General features: G+C 60.6%; 19 protein-coding genes. 12 read left to right on the top strand and 7 right to left on the bottom strand.

Annotated features, from left to right (window positions below; all coding sequences use genetic code 11):
• Positions 1-3 precede the first annotated feature (3 nt).
• From ABM428_RS09795 to ABM428_RS09780, 4 genes are all read right to left on the bottom strand, one after another.
• Complete coding sequence (locus ABM428_RS09795) at positions 4-825, bottom strand: ABC transporter ATP-binding protein (RefSeq protein ID WP_081781256.1); 822 nt, start codon at positions 823-825, stop codon at positions 4-6.
• 11 nt (positions 826-836) lie between these two features.
• A complete protein-coding gene (locus tag ABM428_RS09790; RefSeq protein ID WP_184582029.1) occupies positions 837-1403 on the bottom strand; it encodes a hypothetical protein in 567 nt (188 codons plus the stop codon).
• Positions 1400-2179, bottom strand: a complete 780-nt coding sequence (locus ABM428_RS09785; RefSeq protein WP_005853630.1) for an ABC transporter ATP-binding protein — start codon at positions 2177-2179, stop codon at positions 1400-1402. Before ABM428_RS09785 ends, ABM428_RS09790 begins: the two co-directional genes overlap by 4 nt.
• Before the next feature lie 90 nt (positions 2180-2269).
• Positions 2270-3460 carry an ABC transporter substrate-binding protein gene (locus tag ABM428_RS09780; protein WP_184582030.1) on the bottom strand — a complete coding sequence of 397 codons (1191 nt, stop codon included), beginning with the start codon at positions 3458-3460 and terminating at the stop codon, positions 2270-2272.
• Positions 3461-3619: 159 nt separating this feature from the next.
• Here ABM428_RS09780 and ABM428_RS09775 point away from each other — a divergent pair, with 159 nt between their 5' ends.
• Positions 3620-4729 carry a PQQ-dependent sugar dehydrogenase gene (locus ABM428_RS09775; RefSeq protein WP_184582032.1) on the top strand — a complete coding sequence of 370 codons (1110 nt, stop codon included), beginning with the start codon at positions 3620-3622 and terminating at the stop codon, positions 4727-4729.
• Here the strand turns inward: ABM428_RS09775 and ABM428_RS09770 are convergent.
• Entirely contained in the window at positions 4726-5730 is a 1005-nt protein-coding gene (locus tag ABM428_RS09770; RefSeq protein ID WP_180827738.1) for a GlxA family transcriptional regulator, read from the bottom strand. The two genes, ABM428_RS09775 and ABM428_RS09770, sit on opposite strands and share 4 nt — an antisense overlap.
• Positions 5731-5934: 204 nt before the next feature.
• On the opposite strand from ABM428_RS09770, the gene ABM428_RS09765 reads away from it, so the two are divergent.
• The gene (locus tag ABM428_RS09765; RefSeq protein WP_039912024.1) at positions 5935-7305 is read left to right on the top strand and encodes a class II 3-deoxy-7-phosphoheptulonate synthase; all 1371 of its coding nucleotides are present in this window, start codon (positions 5935-5937) and stop codon (positions 7303-7305) included.
• Between the two features lie 97 nt (positions 7306-7402).
• Here ABM428_RS09765 and ABM428_RS09760 read toward each other — a convergent pair whose 3' ends face one another.
• Positions 7403-8062, bottom strand: a complete 660-nt coding sequence (locus tag ABM428_RS09760; RefSeq protein ID WP_353627891.1) for a PAS domain-containing protein — start codon at positions 8060-8062, stop codon at positions 7403-7405.
• A gap of 229 nt (positions 8063-8291) precedes the next feature.
• On the opposite strand from ABM428_RS09760, the gene ABM428_RS09755 reads away from it, so the two are divergent.
• From ABM428_RS09755 to phoB, 10 genes are all read left to right on the top strand, one after another.
• A complete protein-coding gene (locus ABM428_RS09755) occupies positions 8292-9182 on the top strand; it encodes a YicC/YloC family endoribonuclease (RefSeq protein ID WP_132996573.1) in 891 nt (296 codons plus the stop codon).
• A 3-nt stretch (positions 9183-9185) separates the two neighbouring features.
• Entirely contained in the window at positions 9186-9827 is a 642-nt protein-coding gene (gmk, locus tag ABM428_RS09750) for a guanylate kinase (protein ID WP_005853615.1), read from the top strand.
• Positions 9824-10345 (top strand): gamma carbonic anhydrase family protein, encoded by a 522-nt coding sequence (locus ABM428_RS09745; protein ID WP_184582038.1) that lies wholly within the window; start codon positions 9824-9826, stop codon positions 10343-10345. Before gmk ends, ABM428_RS09745 begins: the two co-directional genes overlap by 4 nt.
• Positions 10346-10347: 2 nt before the next feature.
• The gene (locus ABM428_RS09740) at positions 10348-11391 is read left to right on the top strand and encodes a cell wall metabolism sensor histidine kinase WalK (RefSeq protein ID WP_009824654.1); all 1044 of its coding nucleotides are present in this window, start codon (positions 10348-10350) and stop codon (positions 11389-11391) included.
• A 152-nt stretch (positions 11392-11543) separates the two neighbouring features.
• Positions 11544-12584 carry a substrate-binding domain-containing protein gene (locus ABM428_RS09735; RefSeq protein ID WP_132996574.1) on the top strand — a complete coding sequence of 347 codons (1041 nt, stop codon included), beginning with the start codon at positions 11544-11546 and terminating at the stop codon, positions 12582-12584.
• A gap of 108 nt (positions 12585-12692) precedes the next feature.
• Positions 12693-14192: a phosphate ABC transporter permease subunit PstC gene (gene pstC, locus ABM428_RS09730; protein WP_184582040.1), complete on the top strand. Its 1500-nt coding sequence runs from the start codon at positions 12693-12695 to the stop codon at positions 14190-14192.
• On the top strand, positions 14189-15529 hold the full coding sequence (gene pstA / locus ABM428_RS09725; protein ID WP_132996576.1) for a phosphate ABC transporter permease PstA: 1341 nt from the start codon (positions 14189-14191) through the stop codon (positions 15527-15529). The genes pstC and pstA overlap by 4 nt, the downstream gene beginning before the upstream one ends.
• 17 nt (positions 15530-15546) lie before the next feature.
• The gene (gene pstB, locus ABM428_RS09720; RefSeq protein WP_005853603.1) at positions 15547-16344 is read left to right on the top strand and encodes a phosphate ABC transporter ATP-binding protein PstB; all 798 of its coding nucleotides are present in this window, start codon (positions 15547-15549) and stop codon (positions 16342-16344) included.
• A 5-nt stretch (positions 16345-16349) separates the two neighbouring features.
• On the top strand, positions 16350-17057 hold the full coding sequence (gene phoU / locus ABM428_RS09715; RefSeq protein ID WP_009824650.1) for a phosphate signaling complex protein PhoU: 708 nt from the start codon (positions 16350-16352) through the stop codon (positions 17055-17057).
• Positions 17058-17061: 4 nt separating this feature from the next.
• Complete coding sequence (gene phoB, locus ABM428_RS09710) at positions 17062-17751, top strand: phosphate regulon transcriptional regulator PhoB (protein ID WP_005853599.1); 690 nt, start codon at positions 17062-17064, stop codon at positions 17749-17751.
• A gap of 5 nt (positions 17752-17756) precedes the next feature.
• Here the strand turns inward: phoB and ABM428_RS09705 are convergent, their stop codons facing one another.
• Positions 17757-18596, bottom strand: a complete 840-nt coding sequence (locus ABM428_RS09705; RefSeq protein ID WP_353627890.1) for a fumarylacetoacetate hydrolase family protein — start codon at positions 18594-18596, stop codon at positions 17757-17759.
• Positions 18597-18631 lie beyond the last annotated feature (35 nt).

Here is an 18631-nt window from a genome sequence, read left to right as displayed (position 1 = left end):
CGCTTAACCCCCCAGAAAGGATTTGCGAACTTCGGGGTCTTCCAAAAGTTCTTTTCCCGTGCCGGTAAAGGCATTGGCCCCTTGCACCAGAACATAGCCCTTATCCGCAATTTCCAGCGCTTGGCGGGCGTTCTGTTCCACCATCAGGATCGGGATACCGGTCCGCGCGACCTCGATGATGCGGTCGAATAGTTCGTCCATCACGATGGGGGACACGCCAGCGGTGGGTTCGTCCAGCATCAGCACCTTCGGCTGCGTCATCAACGCGCGGCCCACCGCGACCTGCTGGCGTTGCCCGCCCGACAGTTCGCCCGCGGCCTGATAGCGCTTTTCCTTGAGGATCGGAAAAAGGTCATAGACCTGCGCCATCGTATCACGGAAATCATCGCGGCGGATGAACGCCCCCATCTCGAGGTTTTCTTCCACTGTCATCGAGGTAAAGATGTTCGAGGTCTGCGGCACGAACCCCATGCCCTTGGCCACACGGTCCTGCGGCGACAACGAGGTGATGTCTTCGCCGTCCAGCCGCACATGGCCCTGGCGCACGTCGAGCATGCCGAAAACCGCCTTCATCGCCGTGGATTTGCCTGCGCCATTGGGGCCGACAATGACGGCGATCTCACCCTTTTCGACGGCGATGGTGCAGCCGTGCAGGATATCAGGGCCCTTGCCATAACCGCCCGTCATCGTGTCGCCGATCAGGAAGGGGCCCCCCGGCGCGGGGTGGCTTTTGCCGCCCCCTTTGACCGGCTGCGCGGTGCCTTGCCCTTTGGGGTTCGCGATCGACAGGTCCTTGTTACCCCGGTCGCCGTATGGGTTGCTCATGTCGTTCTCTTTCATTCGGTGTCCAGGGCTGCCGCGGGGATGGGCGCGGCGCAGGATATCTCATCCGCACATGTGTCGCGCAGCATCATGGCCACCTCAAAGGACATCTTGTCCATTTCATCCAAAGGCATTGTATCGGTGGTATCGAGATACAGCATAATCCGCGCTGTTCCGACATCCGACAACATGACCGCGCTCATGGTGCGGTCGCCTTCGATCTCGTCATATTGCAGGTGGCGCAGGGTCGTGCCCATCGGGGTGTCGATCCGGTCGACCTTCAGCACCTCGGGGGCAGGGCCGCCATCCGCCGCGATCCAGGCGCTATAGGTCTCGTATTGCTCTTCCAGCGTCGAGGTGCCGTCGGCGATGTCGTACCCGGGCCATTCTTGGGTGAAGTTCAGGATCACCTCGCCCAGATAGCGGGTGGAGCCGTCGCCGACCGTGTCCCAGGTTGCTTCTTCCCACGGGGTGCCCCGATCGCACATCCAGACCTGCGCCGACAGCTGCGCACAGGCCGCAGCGGCCTGCGGCAGGACAAATCCCGCGCAGAGCGTCAATGCGGTGGCCATCCGTCTCATGCAGACACGGCCTTGTTCTTGAGCCCGGTGCCGAGATAAGCCTCGATCACCTGTTCGTTGGCCTTGATCTCGGGCAGGGTGCCTTGAGCGAGAACCTTGCCCTCGGCCATACAGATCACCGGATCACACAGACGGCCGATGAAATCCATGTCGTGTTCGATCACGACAAAGGTATAGCCGCGTTCCTTGTTCAGACGGATGATCGCGTCACCGATGGTATTGAGCAGCGTGCGGTTCACACCGGCCCCGACCTCGTCAAGGAACACGATCTTGGCGTCGACCATCATGGTCCGCCCCAGTTCTAGCAGCTTTTTCTGACCGCCGGATATCTGACCCGCTTTTTGCTCGGCCAGATGTTCCACCGTCAGAAACTCAAGCACTTCGTCGGCTTTGGCGCGCAAGGCGCGTTCCTGATCGGCGATGCGCTTGCGCCCGAACCACGTGTTCCACAGCGTCTCGCCCGCCTGATCGCCGGGCACCATCATCAGGTTCTCGCGGCATGTCATCGATGAAAATTCATGCGCGATCTGAAAGGTCCGCAGCAGCCCTTTGTGAAACAGCGTATGGGGGGGCAGGCCGGTGATATCCTCGCCGTCCATCGTCACGCGCCCCGAGGTCGGTTTCAACACCCCCGCGATCACGTTGAATAGCGTCGTTTTGCCAGCACCGTTCGGGCCGATCAAACCGGTGATCGTGCCTTTGCCAATGGTCAGATTGGCCCCGTCCACGGCGTGGAACCCGCCGAAATGTTTATGGATGTCGTCTACGACGATCATTTTGTAGTCTCCCCGTGCGGTGCCGAAGCCCCGTTGCAAAAACAGCCCGGTCGCAATGCACCGGGCTGCTTTCTGTCACGTCATGTGATGTTAGCGGTATTGAACCGTCGTGATCTTGCCGTCTTCGATCTTGATCTGACGGTAGCTGCCAGCGGATTCACCGGGGCCGATCAGTTCAACCGCGGTTGCGCCTTCATAGTCGACTTCGCCGCCGTCCTTGAGGATTTGCAGCGCTTTGGCCAGCTCACCCGGATAGATCTTTTCGCCGGGGGCGTTCGCAACCGACATGACCTGATCCTTATAGACCTGCGGATCGGAAGACCCTGCGGCCTGCATCGCCAGCATCAGTAGCGCTGCCGCGTCATAGCTTTCCGGTGCGAAGGGCGAAGTGGTATCGAAGGCACCGTCGACCAGCGCGGTGAATTTGTCAGCGCCGGGGCTATCGGTGCCGGGGTGCTGGCCGGTGGAGCCGTCCAGCTCGGAGCCGAAGTTGTTTTCAAGGTTCGCCGCGATCATCCCGTCGGGGAAGTGGAACGTGTCGAACGCGCCTGAATCAATCGCTGCACGCACAACGCCCGATCCACCCTGATCGACGTAGCCCGCAACCACCAGACGGTCGCCACCGGCAGAGGCCAGCGCGCCAACCTCGGCAGAGTAATCGGCCTTGCCGTCTTCATGTGCGGCAGAGATGGTGATCGTCCCGCCCGCGGCTTCATAGGCCTGCTGGAACGCGTCCGCCAAACCCTTGCCGTAGTCGTTGTTGGTATAGGTGACCGCGACTTCCTTGATGCCTTCTTCCATCAGCACCTCTGCCATGACCTCGCCCTGACGGGCGTCGGAGGGGGCGGTGCGGAAGAACAGGCCATCGTCTTCCATCGTGCTCAGGCCGGGCGATGTGGAGGATGGCGAAATCATCACCATGCCGTTGGGCAGTGCCGCGTTCTGCAAGATCGCGCCGCTCACGCCAGAGCAGGCCGCGCCCACAATGCCGTTGATCCCTTCGGCGATCAGGCGTTCCGCACTGGATACCGCAAGCGCGTTATCGACGCAGCCCGTGTCAGCGCGCGAGGGGGTGACTGTCGCCCCGTCCATCAGCATGCCGCTGTCGGTGACTTCTTTCATGGCCAGCTCGGCGCTGGATGCCATGATGCCGGTCAGCGATTCAATCGGGCCGGTGTAGCCAAAGATCACGCCGAGCTTCACGTCCTTGCTATGCGCGTCGGCATAGGCATTGGTGGCCAGCAATGCTGCAGCCGTTGTGGCCATAAGCATCTTTTTCATGTTTCTCTCCCTGTTGAACATGGTGTTCTGCGCCAGAGCCTATGCGGCGATTTTGAAAAAGAAAAGCGTTATCCCTAGGTAAAGTGGCGCAAGATGATGTGGATCGACGCTTTGTCTGCGCTAGGTTTGCAGGGATAGGTTGTATGAAGGGGGAAAGCCATGTTTCTCGGGGGGATGATGCATCAGGCCGCACGGGCCATCGGGGCGTTGGTCATAGCTGGATCGGTCATCGGCGCGTCGGGCGTTGGTGCGCAAGAGCTTCGGATTACCCAGCAGGTGTCAGGGCTGGAGACGCCTTGGGCGCTGGCGATTTTGCCGAATGGGGACGTGCTGGTTACCGAACGCGACGGCCGCTTGCTGCGGGTCCGTGAGGGGGCTAGCCACGAGGTCGCCGGTACCCCGCAGGTCGTTGACGCAGGGCAGGGCGGCTTGCTGGACATCACGCTGGCACGGGATTTTGACAGATCGCGCACCGTTTTCCTGACCTATGCCAAGGCGCTTGAGGGCGGGGCCGGTACCGCGCTTGCCGCGGCAGAGCTGTCGCAGGATGGTGCGCGGCTCGAAAATCTACGCGATCTCTTTACCATGTCACGCGGGTCTGCCGCCGGTCAGCACTTTGGCAGCCGCGTGGTCGAGGCGCGCGATGGCACGCTTTTCGTCACCGTCGGAGAGCGCGGCGACCGTCCGGCGGCGCAGGATCTGGGGCAGCACAACGGCTCTGTCGTGCGGGTCAACCGTGACGGTACTGTGCCCGCCGATAACCCGTTTGTCGGGCGCGACGACGTGCTGCCGGAAATCTGGTCCTACGGGCATCGCAACCCGCAAGGGGCAGCGCTTGATCTGGAGGGCAACCTGTGGGTGTCAGAACATGGTGCGCGCGGCGGAGACGAGGTTAACGCGGTCCGCAAGGGCGCGAATTACGGATGGCCGGTGATATCCTACGGGCGTCACTACTCCGGTGCCAAGATCGGCGAAGGCACCACGAAAGAGGGGATGGAGCAGCCCGCCTTCTACTGGGACCCGTCTATCGCGCCCTCGGGATTGCTGATCTATTCGGGCAAGATGTTTCCCGACTGGCGGGGCGATATCTTCGTCGGCTCGCTCAAGTTCAATTATATCGCGCGGCTACAGGGCGACCCGCTGGCCGAGGTGGCGCAAATCTCTGCCCCCGCCACGGCACGGGTGCGCGACATCATAGAGGCACCGGACGGCGCGATCTGGTTTATCTCGGTCGGGAACGGTGCGGTGTACCGGATCAGTAACGATTAGGCGACGGGCTTGGCCGCATGCGACCCGCGTTCGCGGTAAGGTGTGGTGTTATAATGCGCACGGTAGCATTTGGAAAAATGCGACGGCGAGGCAAAGCCACAGGCCAGCGCCACGTTGATCACGCTCATATCCGTTTGCATCAGCAGGTTACGCGCCTTTTGCAGGCGCAGTTCCATGTAATAGCGTTTGGGGCTGCGGTTGAGGTAGCGGCGGAACAGCCGTTCAAGCTGCCGCGTGGACATGCCGACATCGCGCGCCAATGAGGACGGGCTGATCGGCTCTTCGATATTGGCCTCCATCATCTGGATGACCTGACCCAGCTTGGGATGCCGCACGCCGATACGGGTGGGCACCGACAGACGCTGCGTGTCCTGATCCGTGCGGATGGAGCTATAGATCAGCTGGTCGGCGACGGCATTTGCCAGATCCTCGCCCAGATCGTCGGCAATCAGCTTGAGCATCAGATCGATCGAGGATGTCCCGCCCGCTGTCGTCATCCGGTTGCCGTCCACCACAAAGACCGATTTCGTCAGGGTGACGTCCTCGAAGTCTTCGCTGAAACTATCCTGATTTTCCCAGTGGATCGTGGCTTTCTTCCCGTCCAGCAATCCGGCCTTGGCCAGCGTAAAGGCGGCTGTGCACAGACCGCCGACCATCATGCCCTTGCGCGCCTCCCGGCGCAGCCATCCCAGCAGCTTCTTGGTCGTCGCCGCCTGCACGTCGATGCCGCTGCACACCACCAGCGTGTCGTCGCGGCCCAGATCGTCAAGATCGCCATCCAGCGTGAATTCTGCCCCTGCCGAACAGCGCACGCGCCCGCCATCCTCACCGATCAGACGCCAGTCATAGGCCGGACGACCCGCCATGCGGTTGGCGATGCGCAGACATTCCACCGCCGAGGCAAAGCTGAGCATGGTAAAGTTTTCCAGCAGCACAAAGACAAAGCGCCGTGTCTTTTCAGCGTCAGGAAGAATGCGGTTGGCCAGACGGGTGTCGCTCATCACGTCGCCTTTCAGGTTTGCGTTATACGTTGGGGCAAAGTGGGCGCTGCCCTCAAAAACCTGCCGAAAACCTTGCCCACGGGCGGGGGCGAAGGTCAATAGGGTGAATTTCGGTTCTGGTCACTTGGGTCAGACCTTTATATACCACAATTTCACAATGTTTGCGCCTGACACTTCGGGCGCTGCGGACTTCGGAGAAAAATGATGACCGATTGGACAAAATCAAGCTGGCGCGACAAACCGCGGATCCAGATGCCCGACTATCCTGATCAGGACGCGCTGCGCGCGGTCGAAGCTGAATTGTCCCGTTATCCATTGTTGGTCTTTGCGGGTGAAGCGCGGCGGCTGAAAAAGCATCTGGCGGCGGCGGGCCGTGGCGAGGCGTTCTTGCTTCAGGGCGGCGATTGCGCCGAAAGCTTCGAACAATTCAGCAGCGATATGATCCGCGACACCTTCAAGGTGATGTTGCAGATGGCCATCGTGCTGACCCACGGTGCCAAAGTGCCGGTGATCAAGCTGGGCCGCATGGCGGGTCAGTTTGCCAAGCCGCGTTCAGCGCCCACGGAAACCGTGGATGGGGTGGAACTGCCAAGCTACCGCGGTGACATCATCAACGAGCTCGCCTTTACCGCCGACGCCCGTATTCCCGACCCTAAAAAGATGCTGCGCGCCTACACACAGGCCGCCGCGACCCTGAACCTGATCCGGGCGTTCTCGACCGGCGGCTATGCCGATGTGCATCAGGTGCACGGTTGGACTTTGGGCTTTACCGAAAGCGAAAAGGCGGAAAAATACCGCGAGATCGCGAACCGCATTTCAGACACGCTTGATTTCATGGCGGCGGCTGGTGTCACGTCCGAGACGGCGCATACGCTGCAATCGGTGGAATATTATACAAGCCACGAATCGCTGCTGCTGGAATACGAAGAGGCGCTGTGCCGTCAGGACAGCCAGACCGGCAAATGGCTGGCGGGCTCGGGTCACATGATCTGGATCGGTGACCGGACACGTCAGCCTGATGGCGCGCATGTGGAATTTGCCCGCGGCGTTCAGAACCCCATCGGCCTGAAGTGCGGCCCGACGATGACCAGCGATGACCTCAAGCTGTTGATGCACAAGCTGAACCCCGAAAACGAAGAGGGTCGCCTGACCCTGATCGCGCGTTTCGGGGCCGGCAATGTGGGGGAACATCTGCCGCGTCTGATCAAGACCGTGCAGGAAGAGGGCGCGAATGTCGTCTGGACCTGTGACCCTATGCACGGCAACACGATCAAATCCTCAAGCGGCTATAAAACGCGGCCCTTTGATTCCGTGCTGCGCGAAGTGCGTGAATTCTTTGCGGTACATGGGGCTGAGGGCACCGTGCCCGGTGGTGTCCACTTTGAGATGACCGGTCAGGATGTGACAGAATGTACTGGTGGTGTCCGCGCCGTTCAGGACGAAGACCTGTCGGACCGCTACCACACGGCCTGCGACCCGCGTTTGAACGCCAGCCAGTCGCTGGAGCTTGCCTTCCTCGTGGCCGAGGAACTGTCGGCACGCCGGGCGAACCAACAGGTCAAAGCCGTCGGCTAACTGCCGCAGCTCATGCAATAAGAAAGGCCGCGCATATCATCATGCGCGGCCTTTTTCGTTTGCGGCATCGGGGGGCGTCCCATCGGGGATACCCCGTTTACTTCACGACCCGTAGATAGGCTGGCCGGTTGCGACCGGACCGCGCGGCAAAACGCGCGGCTGGATCGGCGAAACCTTCGGGGCAGGGCGCGTGCATATCCTCTGCCACGTCCGCCCGTGGCGGGCGCGGGATCGGTGTGGTGGCAAGATCTCCGATCCGATACAACCCCGGATGCTCGATGGCATTGGATGTGATCTCCAGACAGCCAAGCATCCGGTCGATCTGCCCCATGTCACTGCGCAGCGGCAGCACCAGCATACGCGCCTGAACGGCCGCATCCCCCGCGGTGAGCGTCATCTCTCCGGTGGCGGGCTGTGACAGAATGTGATCCAGCCAATCACTGCATCGGCGACGCTCGGACGGGTCGAACAGAGAGATCATCGGCATCCCGCGCAGGTCCATTCCCATGGCAGTGCACAGCTGCGATCCGGCGACGCGAAACCGCGCCAGTTCAGACCGCCTACGTTCCAGAACAAAGGCGCGATCAAGCACGGAGGTGATCTGTGCAGGGTCTATCTGCGACCGGAACGGGACCGGCTGACCACGGCAGAGCCCCTGCCAATAGGCCCGCACGTCAACCATCGCGGGTGTCGGCGGCGGCATCGCGCGGCGAGAGCCGGTCTGGGGCATGTCATCCAGAGGGGGAAGATGTTTCATCGGGCAGCCTTATTGCGGTCGGGACAAAAGCAGGACAGGGGGGCGGCAGCGGGGCCGCGAAGTATTGCCTGAGTTTAGTCAAATCAGCGGTAATTTGTAGATATAACAGCAAACTTGGTTAACAGACCGTTAAGGGGAGACCTCGCGCGGCAGAATGGCTTTTTACTTGCCCCATTTGCGAGTTTCCCTTTTAAGGCGCGCAACAATCGCAATCGACAAGGACCATGCCATGATACGTTCAATGACGGGTTTCGCCTCGGCCAGTGGTGCGTCCGGCCCGCATAGTTGGGGGTGGGAATTGCGATCGGTCAACGGCAAGGGGCTCGACCTGCGCCTGCGTGTGCCCGACTGGATCGACGGGCTGGAGGCGGGCCTGCGCAAGACGCTAAGCGCCGCCATCGCCCGCGGTAATGTCACCTGCAACCTGAGGATCACCCGCGAGGATGGCTCTGGCGCATTGACGGTGAACGCGGATCAGCTTGAGGTCGTGCTGGACGCGCTGCACCAGATCGAAGCGCGGGCGATGGATGCGGGGATCTCGCTTGCGCCCTCCAAGGCGACCGATATCGTCACCATGCGCGGCGTGCTTGAGCAGGCGACAACGGTGGATGATGTGGCCGCCCTTTGCGCGACACTGCTGGCGGAATTCCCCACGGTGCTTGCCGATTTCAACGACATGCGCGCCCGCGAAGGGGCTGCCTTGGCGCAGGTGCTCGAAGCGCAGTTGGCGCAGGTGGCAGAGTTGACGACACAGGCCGCCGCGCTGGCCGAGACGCGCAAGGACGAGATGGCACAGACGCTGCAGCGCAATCTTTCGCGGGTGCTGGACAATGCCGAAGGCGTGGACGCTGACCGGCTGGCGCAGGAACTGGCGCTGATCGCCGTCAAATCTGACATCACCGAAGAGATCGACCGCCTGCACGCCCATGTGGATGCCGCCCGCGCCTTGCTGGCGCAGGACGGGGCCGTGGGGCGCAAGCTGGATTTCCTGATGCAGGAGTTCAACCGCGAGGCCAATACACTGTGCGCCAAGGCACAAAACACCGCGCTGACCCAGATCGGGCTGGCCTTGAAGGCGGTGATAGACCAGATGCGCGAACAAGTGCAAAATGTGGAGTAAGACATGAGCGACCGACGCGGCCTATTGATTATCCTCAGCTCGCCCTCGGGGGCGGGTAAATCGACGCTGGCCCGCAAGCTGCGCGATTGGGATACCTCGCTTGAATTCTCTGTCTCGGCCACCACCCGCGCCCCGCGTGTCGGCGAGGAAGACGGAAAGGACTACTTTTTCACCGCCGAGGATGATTTCCGCGCCATGGTGAACGATGGCGATATGCTGGAGCACGCCCGCGTCTTCAACAACTATTACGGCTCGCCCAAGGGACCGGTGCAAAAGGCGATCGACAGTGGCCGCGATGTGCTGTTCGACGTGGATTGGCAGGGCGCGCAGCAGATCAGCAACTCGACGCTCAAGCAGCACGTGCTGTCGATCTTCATCCTGCCGCCCTCGATCAAAGAGCTGCGGCGGCGTCTGGAAACCCGTGGTCAGGACGCCCCCGATACCATCGCGCTTCGAATGGAGAAAAGCTGGGACGAGATCAGCCACTGGGACGGCTACGACTACGTGCTGGTCAATGACGACCTGACCGAAACAGAGGCCAAGCTGAAGTCGATCATCACCGCCGAAAGATTGCGCCTTTCGCAGCAGCCGAAACTGGTGGATCATGTGCGCGCGCTGCAATCAGAATTCGAGGACACGAAATGACGCTTTACACTCTGGCCGATATCACCCCGCAGGTTCACGCGGATGCATGGGTTGCCCCCGATGCCAATGTCATCGGGAATGTGACGCTCGAGGCAGATGCCTCTGTCTGGTTCGGCTGTACGCTGCGCGGCGATAACGAACTGATCCTCGTGGGCAAGGGCAGTAATGTGCAGGAAAACTGCGTCTTTCATACGGACCCGGGCTGCCCGCTGACCGTGGGGGAAAACTGTACGATCGGTCACAAGGTCATGCTGCACGGCTGCACCATCGGGGATAACTCGCTGGTCGGGATGGGGGCGACGATCCTGAACGGGGCCAAGATCGGCAAGAATTGTCTGATCGGGGCAGGGGCGTTGATCACTGAAAACAAGGTGATCCCTGACGGGTCGCTTGTGATGGGCGCACCGGGCAAGGTCGTGCGCGAGCTGGACGCGGCGGCGATTGCCGGGCTGACCGCCAGCGCGAAACACTATCAAGACAACGCGCGGCGCTTTGCCAGCCAGCTTAAACCCGTCTGAGCATGGTGCTGCGCCCGCATCTGCCGGATCTGCTGGCAGCGCTGCCTTTGCCTACGCTTGCCGTTGATCGGGCTGAACGTATCGTCGCGATGAATGCGCCGGCCCAAGCCCTGCTGGGCCGTGGCGCGCTGGACCGCCATTACATCAACGTCTTGCGCCAGCCGGCGGTGGTCGATGCGGTCGAGCAATGCCAACAGGATGATACCCCGCGCGAGGCGCAATATCTGGCCAGCGACAACGGCAATGACACGACCTTTCGGGTGCACGTCCGAAAGGTGACCGGCATGGACTACGTCTTGCTGAGCTTTCAAGACATCACACAGGTCACCAACGCCAGCCAGATGCGCCGCGATTTCGTCGCCAACGTCAGCCACGAATTGCGCACCCCGTTGACGGCGATGATGGGGTTCATCGAAACCTTGCGCGGCCCTGCGCGTGACGACGCCCCCGCACGGGACCGGTTTCTGGGGATCATGACCGGAGAGGCCGAGCGCATGAACCGGCTGGTGGGCGATCTGCTGTCGCTGTCCCGCGTCGAATCGGACGAACGGGTGCGCCCGACGGATAAGGTCGATCTGCGCTATGTGCTCCAATCGACCATGCGCAACCTCAACCCCTTGGCCGTAGAGGCGAATGTGACGCTGGTCGCGACTATGGGGGACGATCCGCTGCCCTTGATGGGGGATACGGACCAGCTGTTGCAGGTGTTCACGAATCTTATTGAAAACGGCATCAAATATGGGGGCGTGGGCAAAGACGTCGAAATTTCGGTCGAGACGACCTTGCGTGACCCTTCCTTGCGTGGGCCTGCGGTGCGGGTCACCATCCGCGACCACGGTCCGGGGATCGACCCTGTGCACCTGCCGCGCCTGACCGAACGCTTCTACCGCGCCGACAGCCACCGCAGCCGCGCGCTTGGCGGGACGGGGTTGGGGCTGGCGATTGTAAAACATATCCTGAACCGGCACCGCGGACGGCTGAAAATCACCTCTGATCTGGGAGATGGGGCGCGATTCACGGTGATCTTGCCTATGGATGTGGCGTGATCGGGCGCATTTTGGTCAAAAAGAAATTACAATTTCCGTCCGTGTCATAAAACTGTAACATGACTGTCACAAAAGCTCAGTGTCGCCCGCCTATTGGTGCGGCAAGATCACCATGGGGGTGGTCAGACAAATCTAAGCTGACAGGAGACATCATGTCGCTCGTTAAACTCACCACTTCCGCGCTGGCCATTGCCGCCGTATCCGCAACCGCCGCTGCCGCGCGTGATCAAGTACAGGTTGCCGGTTCCTCCACTGTTTTGCCCTATGCGTCCATCGTTGCCGAAGCCTTTGGCGAAAACTTCGATTTCCCGACACCTGTTGTTGAATCCGGTGGCTCCTCGGCGGGTCTGAAGCGTTTTTGTGAAGGTGTTGGCGAGAACACAATCGACGTGGCAAACGCCTCGCGCAAGATCAAGAGCTCCGAAGTCGAAGCCTGCGCCGCGAACGGTGTGACCGACATCATCGAAGTCCAGATCGGCTATGACGGCATCGTGTTTGCCTCCGACATCAATGGCAACACATTCGAATTCACCCCCGAAGACTGGTACAAAGCCCTGTCCGCCGAAGTCGTTGTCGACGGCGAGATCGTGGCGAACCCCAACAAAATGTGGTCCGACGTGAACGCCAGCTTCCCTGAGCAGCCGATCCAGGCCTACATCCCCGGCACCAAGCACGGCACACGCGAAGTTTTCGAAGAAAAAGTGATCCTGGCAGGCTGTGAAGCCACCGGCGACTTCGAAGCGTTCAAGGCGGCCAATGGCGACGACAAGAAAGCCGCTGAAAAAGCATGTATCGCGCTGCGCACCGATGGTGTGTCCGTGGACATCGACGGTGACTACACCGAAACGCTGGCGCGCATCGAAAGCAACAAAGACGGCATCGGCGTCTTCGGTCTGGCCTTCTACGAGAACAACACCGACAAGCTGACCGTTGCCAACATGAGCGGCGTTGAGCCCACCGTTGAAACCATCTCGAGCGGCGACTACCCCGTATCCCGCCCGCTGTTCTTCTACGTCAAGAAAGCGCACATCGGCGTGATCCCCGGCTTGAAAGAATATGCCGAGTTCTTCGTGGCAGACGAGATTGCCGGCCCCGACGGTCCTTTGGCTGAATACGGTCTAGTCTCTGACCCGGAACTGGCGAAAACACAGTCGGTTGTTGCTGAAGAAACTGTAATGGGCAGCGGTTCCTAAACCCTGTCTGACGATCCGGAGGCGCTGCGAGGTGCCTCCGGATTTTTGCTGCCGACTGATACTTTCCAAACAATGATAGCCTGAAATAGGCTGCGACCGGGGGCCACCATGCGCGATATTTTCAATGTGGGATCTACCACGCTCTTAGTTGTCGTTGTTTTGATATTAACAGTCCTTGCCTATGGTCTGGTGCGCAGCCGGGCCATGTCGTCCGTCTCGGGCGATGCGCGCAAGCTGCATTCCCTTCCGAATTACTACGGCTATAATGCCGCCATGCTCACCGCCATTCCGGCGCTGTTTGTGCTGGCGATCTGGATGCTGGTCCAGCCGATGCTGATCCAGAACGCGGTCATCGACATGATCCCGCAAAGCGCCGTGAACGAAGGCTCTTCGGTCAATCTGGTGATGAGCGACGTGCGCCGCGTGGCCAACGGGCTGGACGCGGCCGTGCAATCGGGCGCGCTGGATGCGCAAAGCGCCCGTGATCTTGACGTGACCGGCACCGATGTGCGCGCGCTGCTGGCGGGCACCGGCGTGGCGCTTGGGTCTGACGTCACGCCCGAGGTGCTGGCCGCCGCGCAGCGCTACCGGTCAATGGAATACACCGGCCGCTGGCTGATGATCGCGGTGATCTCTGTGTTGGCGCTGGCCGGTCTGTTCATCGCGATGCGCACCGCACGGGCCGATTTTCGCGCGCGCAATACGGTGGAACGTTTTCTGCTGGGGTTGCTGGTGCTCGCTGCGTCGCTGGCGATCCTGACCACCGTGGGGATCGTCCTGTCGATGCTGTTCGAGACGCTGAACTTCTTCCGTCTGCATCCCTGGCAGGATTTCTTTCTGGGCACCACATGGGCCCCGAACTTCCGCGGGGACAGTGACCTGTCGATCCTGCCGCTGCTCTGGGGGACGCTCTATATCTCGATCATCGCGCTGCTGGTGGCCGTGCCGATCGGCCTCTTTGCCGCGATCTACCTGTCGGAATACGCCAACAACAAAGTACGCTCTTTCGCCAAGCCTTTGCTGGAGATCCTCGCCGGTATCCCGACCATTGTTTATGGTCTGTTTGCCTTGCTGACAGTGGGGCCGTTCCTTGTGAACATCTTTGGCCGCGGCGATAATGGTCTGCTGGGCGTCGACTGGATGAGCGGGGCGACATCGGTCCTGACGGCGGGGCTGGTCATGGGCATCATGCTGATCCCCTTCGTTTCTTCGCTAAGCGACGATATCATCAACGCTGTGCCGCAATCGATGCGCGACGGGTCATTTGGCCTGGGCGCGACCCATTCCGAAACCATCCGCCAGGTCGTGCTGCCTGCCGCTTTGCCGGGGATCGTGGGGGCTGTGCTTCTCGCCGCGAGCCGGGCCATCGGCGAGACGATGATCGTTGTTCTGGGGGCAGGGGCCATCGCCCGCATCTCGGGCAACCCGCTGGAAGCGATGACCACCATCACCACCCGTATCGTCAGCCAGCTGACCGGGGATACCGACTTTGCCAGCCCTGAAACGCTGGTCGCCTTTGCCCTTGGTCTGACGCTGTTCGTGCTGACCCTGGGGCTGAACGTTCTGGCGCTTTATATCGTGCGCAAATACCGGGAGCAGTACGAATGACCGACATGCCCAACACCGCAACGCCGCGCCATTCGCTGCTGAAGCCCGACGCGCGCACCGTCAAACGCAACCGCGCAGAGGCCCGTTTCAAATCCTACGGTATCGCGGCCATCGCCGTGGGCCTGCTGATGCTGGCGATCTTGCTGACCACAATCATTGGTCGCGGCGCAGGGGCCTTTCAACAGACGTTCCTGACGCTGAACGTGCAACTGCTTGAGGAAAAGCTGGACAAGAACGGCAACCGTAATCTGGACGAGATCAAGAAGGTATCGACCTTCGGCTACGCGCCGCTGATGGCCGCCGCGCTTGAGGCCAAGGTGGCCGAGACCGGGATTACCACGGACCTAAAGCCCAAGGATATGGCGGGCATCCTGTCCAAGGATGCGGCGGCACAGCTGCGTGACTTTGTGCTGGATAACCCCGAGCTCATTGGCACCGCGGTTGAATTCGAATTCCTGACCAACAGCCGCGTCGATGGCTATATGAAGGGCCGCGTCACACGCGACAGCATCGCCAACGACAAAAGCATCAGCGCAGAGCAGCTTGATCTGGTGGACGCCCTTGTCGCAGATGGGGCGCTGGAAAAACGCTTTAACATCGATTTCATCACAGGTGCCGATGCGTCTGATGCCCGACCCGAGGCGGCAGGCATGGGGGTCTCGATGCTTGGCTCGCTCTTTATGATGCTGGTGGTGCTGGCGCTGGCGCTGCCCATCGGGGTCGCCGCGTCGATCTACCTTGAAGAATTCGCCCCCAAGAACCTGCTGACCGATATCATCGAGGTGAATATTTCTAACCTCGCGGCGGTGCCGTCGATTGTCTTTGGTATTCTGGGTCTGGCGGTTTTCATCAACTATATGCACCTGCCAAACTCGGCCCCGCTGGTGGGCGGGCTGGTGCTGACGCTGATGACGCTGCCGACGATCATCATCTCGACCCGCGCCTCGCTGAAATCTGTCCCGCCCAGCATCCGTGACGCGGCACTGGGGGTAGGGGCGTCGAAGATGCAATCAGTGTTCCACCACGTGCTGCCCTTGGCTGCCCCGGGTATCCTCACTGGCACAATCATCGGTCTGGCGCAGGCGCTTGGTGAAACGGCCCCGCTGCTGCTGATCGGGATGGTGGGCTTCATCGCCTCGAACCCGCCCGACGGCATCGCATCGGGGCTGATGGATCCGAACTCCGCCATGCCGGCGCAGATCTACGAATGGGCCAAACGCGCCGATCCCGCGTTCTATGAACGCGCCTGGGGCGGTATCATCATCTTGCTGGTCTTTTTGATCACCATGAACGCCATCGCCGTAATGCTGCGGCGCCGGTTCGAGCGGCGCTGGTAAGAATGAAAGGCAAGGCTATGAAAGACAACGTAATTTCGGAGACGGACGTGACAACGAACCAAACAAAAATCGCCGCCCGCAACGTGCAGGTTTTCTACGGGGACACCCACGCGATCAAGGATGTCTCTGTCGATATCCAAGACAAAACCGTCACCGCCTTTATCGGACCATCGGGCTGCGGGAAATCGACTTTCCTGCGGTGTATCAACCGGATGAACGACACGATTGATATCTGCACCGTCAAGGGCGATATCCTGATCGATGGCGAAGACATCTATGACAGCGCGGTCGATCCGGTGCAGCTGCGCGCCAAGGTCGGTATGGTGTTCCAGAAGCCGAACCCGTTCCCCAAATCGATCTACGACAACGTGGCCTACGGCCCCCGCATCCACGGTCTGGCCCGCAACAAGTCCGAGCTTGACGATATCGTTGAACGCGCCCTGAAACGCGGTGCCATCTGGAACGAGGTCAAGGACCGTCTGCACGCGCCCGGCACCGGCCTCTCTGGCGGGCAGCAGCAGCGTCTGTGCATCGCCCGTGCCGTTGCGACCGAACCCGAAGTGCTGCTAATGGACGAACCCTGTTCCGCGCTTGACCCGATCGCCACTGCGCAGGTCGAAGAGCTGATCGACGAGCTGCGTCAGGACTATTCGGTCGTGATCGTCACACACTCCATGCAGCAGGCCGCACGGGTGAGCCAGAAGACGGCGTTCTTCCACCTTGGCAATCTGGTGGAGTTTGGCGAGACCGACAAGATTTTCACGTCGCCCGAAGACCCTCGGACGGAAAGCTACATCACTGGCCGGATTGGATAAGTATCATGCAAGATCAACATATTGTCTCTGCCTTTGACCGTGACCTCGAAAGCGTTCAGGCACAGATCATGAAAATGGGTGGCATGGTCGAAGATGCCATTCGCCTTGCCGCACAATCGCTTGAAACCCGCGACGAAGAGCTGGCCGATCAGGTCCGCGGCGGGGACAAGGCGATTGACGCGCTCGAAGAGCTGATCAACGAACGCGCCGCCCGCATCATCGCCCTGCGTGCACCCACAGCCGTGGACCTGCGTCTGATCCTGAGCGTGATCAAGATCAGCGCCAGCCTGGAACGTATTGGCGACTATGCGAAAAACATGGCCAAGCGTAATTCAGTGCTCGCGCAGCTTCCGGCAGTTGCCGATAGCGCCGGTGCCATCCGCCGCATGTGTAAAACGGTTGAATCCATGCTCAAGGACGCGCTGGATTCCTATGTGCAGCGCGACGCAGAACTGGCGATGGACGTGATTGCCCGCGATGAAGACGTCGATCAGATGTACAACGCGCTGTTCCGTGAATTCCTCACCTTCATGATGGAAGACCCGCGCAACATCACATCGTGTATGCACCTGCATTTCATCGCGAAAAACGTGGAACGCATGGGCGATCTGGTCACATCGATCGCGGAACAGGTCGTCTATCTGGTGACCGGCACCCATCCGGACGAGGACCGCCCAAAGGCGGATAACACCTCCACCAAGCTGAAGGGGTAGAACCATGTCGGCGGCGCAGCCCCAGATCCTGTTGGTGGAAGACGAACCCGCACAGCGCGAAATTCTGGCGTATAACCTTGAATCCGAAGGGTTTGACGTAAGGCGGGCCGAGAATGGTGAAGAAGCGATCCTGCTCGTGGCAGAGGCGCTGCCGGACCTGATTATTCTGGACTGGATGATGCCGCTGCTGAGCGGGATCGAGGTGTGTCGGCAGCTCAAGACCCGCGAAGATACGCGTAATATCCCCGTGATCATGCTCTCGGCACGGTCAGAAGAGGTGGACACTGTGCGCGGGCTAGAGACGGGGGCGGATGATTACGTCGTCAAACCCTATTCCATGCGCGAGCTCATGGCCCGTGTGCGCACCCAATTGCGCCGTGTGCGCCCGGCATCCTCGGGCGCGGCGCTCAGCTATGCCGATATCACGCTGGACACCGAACGCCACCGCGTGAACCGCGCCGCGAACGAGCTGAAACTGGGCCCGACAGAATACCGGCTGCTGGTCACCCTGTTAGAGCGTCCGGGCCGTGTGTTCAGCCGCGATCAGCTGCTGGATCACGTCTGGGGCCGCGATATATATGTCGACACGCGCACCGTGGATGTGCACATCGCGCGGCTGCGCAAGGCGCTGACATCTCACGGTGGCGATGACCCAATCCGCACGGTGCGCGGTGCAGGTTATGCATTAGGGTAGGGCGCTTACCCGTTGAATTTAATGACTTCTTGGCGTTGATCACCCAAGCCTTCGATGCCCAGTTCAACGACATCGCCCGGCTGCAGGTACACCGGCGGCTTAAAGCCCATGCCAACGCCGGGCGGTGTGCCGGTGGCGATCACGTCTCCGGGCAGTAAGGTCATGAAACGGCTGAGAAAAGAGATAATCTCGGCCACCGAGAACACCATCGTGCGGGTATTGCCCGTCTGGCGACGGGTGCCGTTCACATCAAGCCATAGATCAAGGTTCTGCGGGTCCGGCACTTCGTCTGCGCTCACCAGATACGGGCCAATGGGCGCGAAGCTGTCGCAGGACTTGCCCTTGACCCACTGACCGCCGAATTCGATCTGAAAAGCGCGCTCTGACACGTCGTTGAAAGTCGCATAACCCGCCACATGGGACAGCGCGTCTGCCTCGGACACATGCTGTGCCTTGGTACCGATCACGACCGCAAGTTCAACTTCCCAATCGGTTTTCTCGGAATCCTTGGGGATGATGATCGGGTCGTTGGCACCGGTGGCCGCGCAGAGTTTGCTAAACAGGATCGGGTGATCGGGCACGTCCATGCCAGCTTCTGCCGCGTGGTCCGAGTAATTCAGCCCGATACACAGAATACGACGTATGTCATTGATCACAGGGGCAAACCGGCCCGTGATGACAGGCAAGGACGTGACGACCACATCGCGCAGTTGGTCCAGCGCTGCGGGTGCCATTGTGACAAGCTCGATATCCGTCAGATGCTGCGTCAGATCGCGCGCGGCACCATCTGCGTCAATCATCGCAGGTTTTATCCCGTCAGGGGTTTCGATACGGCAGAGTTTCATTAGCTAATCCTGTGTTTGTGAGGGGTGCGTATGGG

It is taken from the genome of Sulfitobacter sp. TCYB15 (assembly GCF_040435955.1).
GTDB lineage: Bacteria > Pseudomonadota > Alphaproteobacteria > Rhodobacterales > Rhodobacteraceae > Sulfitobacter > Sulfitobacter pontiacus.
The sequence above is the reverse complement of the archived record's forward strand: the minus strand, read 5'-3'. Positions and strand labels throughout refer to the sequence as shown.

What these genes read in the sequence shown, in the direction of transcription:
- ABM428_RS09795 (WP_081781256.1), bottom strand. Translation starts at nt 825, where the DNA reads ATGAGCAACCCATACGGCGACCGGGGTAACAAGGACCTGTCGATCGCG.
- ABM428_RS09790 (WP_184582029.1), bottom strand. Translation starts at nt 1,403, where the DNA reads ATGAGACGGATGGCCACCGCATTGACGCTCTGCGCGGGATTTGTCCTG.
- ABM428_RS09785 (WP_005853630.1), bottom strand. Translation starts at nt 2,179, where the DNA reads ATGATCGTCGTAGACGACATCCATAAACATTTCGGCGGGTTCCACGCC.
- ABM428_RS09780 (WP_184582030.1), bottom strand. Translation starts at nt 3,460, where the DNA reads ATGAAAAAGATGCTTATGGCCACAACGGCTGCAGCATTGCTGGCCACC.
- ABM428_RS09775 (WP_184582032.1), top strand. Translation starts at nt 3,620, where the DNA reads ATGTTTCTCGGGGGGATGATGCATCAGGCCGCACGGGCCATCGGGGCG.
- ABM428_RS09770 (WP_180827738.1), bottom strand. Translation starts at nt 5,730, where the DNA reads ATGAGCGACACCCGTCTGGCCAACCGCATTCTTCCTGACGCTGAAAAG.
- ABM428_RS09765 (WP_039912024.1), top strand. Translation starts at nt 5,935, where the DNA reads ATGACCGATTGGACAAAATCAAGCTGGCGCGACAAACCGCGGATCCAG.
- ABM428_RS09760 (WP_353627891.1), bottom strand. Translation starts at nt 8,062, where the DNA reads ATGAAACATCTTCCCCCTCTGGATGACATGCCCCAGACCGGCTCTCGC.
- ABM428_RS09755 (WP_132996573.1), top strand. Translation starts at nt 8,292, where the DNA reads ATGATACGTTCAATGACGGGTTTCGCCTCGGCCAGTGGTGCGTCCGGC.
- gmk (WP_005853615.1), top strand. Translation starts at nt 9,186, where the DNA reads ATGAGCGACCGACGCGGCCTATTGATTATCCTCAGCTCGCCCTCGGGG.
- ABM428_RS09745 (WP_184582038.1), top strand. Translation starts at nt 9,824, where the DNA reads ATGACGCTTTACACTCTGGCCGATATCACCCCGCAGGTTCACGCGGAT.
- ABM428_RS09740 (WP_009824654.1), top strand. Translation starts at nt 10,348, where the DNA reads ATGGTGCTGCGCCCGCATCTGCCGGATCTGCTGGCAGCGCTGCCTTTG.
- ABM428_RS09735 (WP_132996574.1), top strand. Translation starts at nt 11,544, where the DNA reads ATGTCGCTCGTTAAACTCACCACTTCCGCGCTGGCCATTGCCGCCGTA.
- pstC (WP_184582040.1), top strand. Translation starts at nt 12,693, where the DNA reads ATGCGCGATATTTTCAATGTGGGATCTACCACGCTCTTAGTTGTCGTT.
- pstA (WP_132996576.1), top strand. Translation starts at nt 14,189, where the DNA reads ATGACCGACATGCCCAACACCGCAACGCCGCGCCATTCGCTGCTGAAG.
- pstB (WP_005853603.1), top strand. Translation starts at nt 15,547, where the DNA reads ATGAAAGACAACGTAATTTCGGAGACGGACGTGACAACGAACCAAACA.
- phoU (WP_009824650.1), top strand. Translation starts at nt 16,350, where the DNA reads ATGCAAGATCAACATATTGTCTCTGCCTTTGACCGTGACCTCGAAAGC.
- phoB (WP_005853599.1), top strand. Translation starts at nt 17,062, where the DNA reads ATGTCGGCGGCGCAGCCCCAGATCCTGTTGGTGGAAGACGAACCCGCA.
- ABM428_RS09705 (WP_353627890.1), bottom strand. Translation starts at nt 18,596, where the DNA reads ATGAAACTCTGCCGTATCGAAACCCCTGACGGGATAAAACCTGCGATG.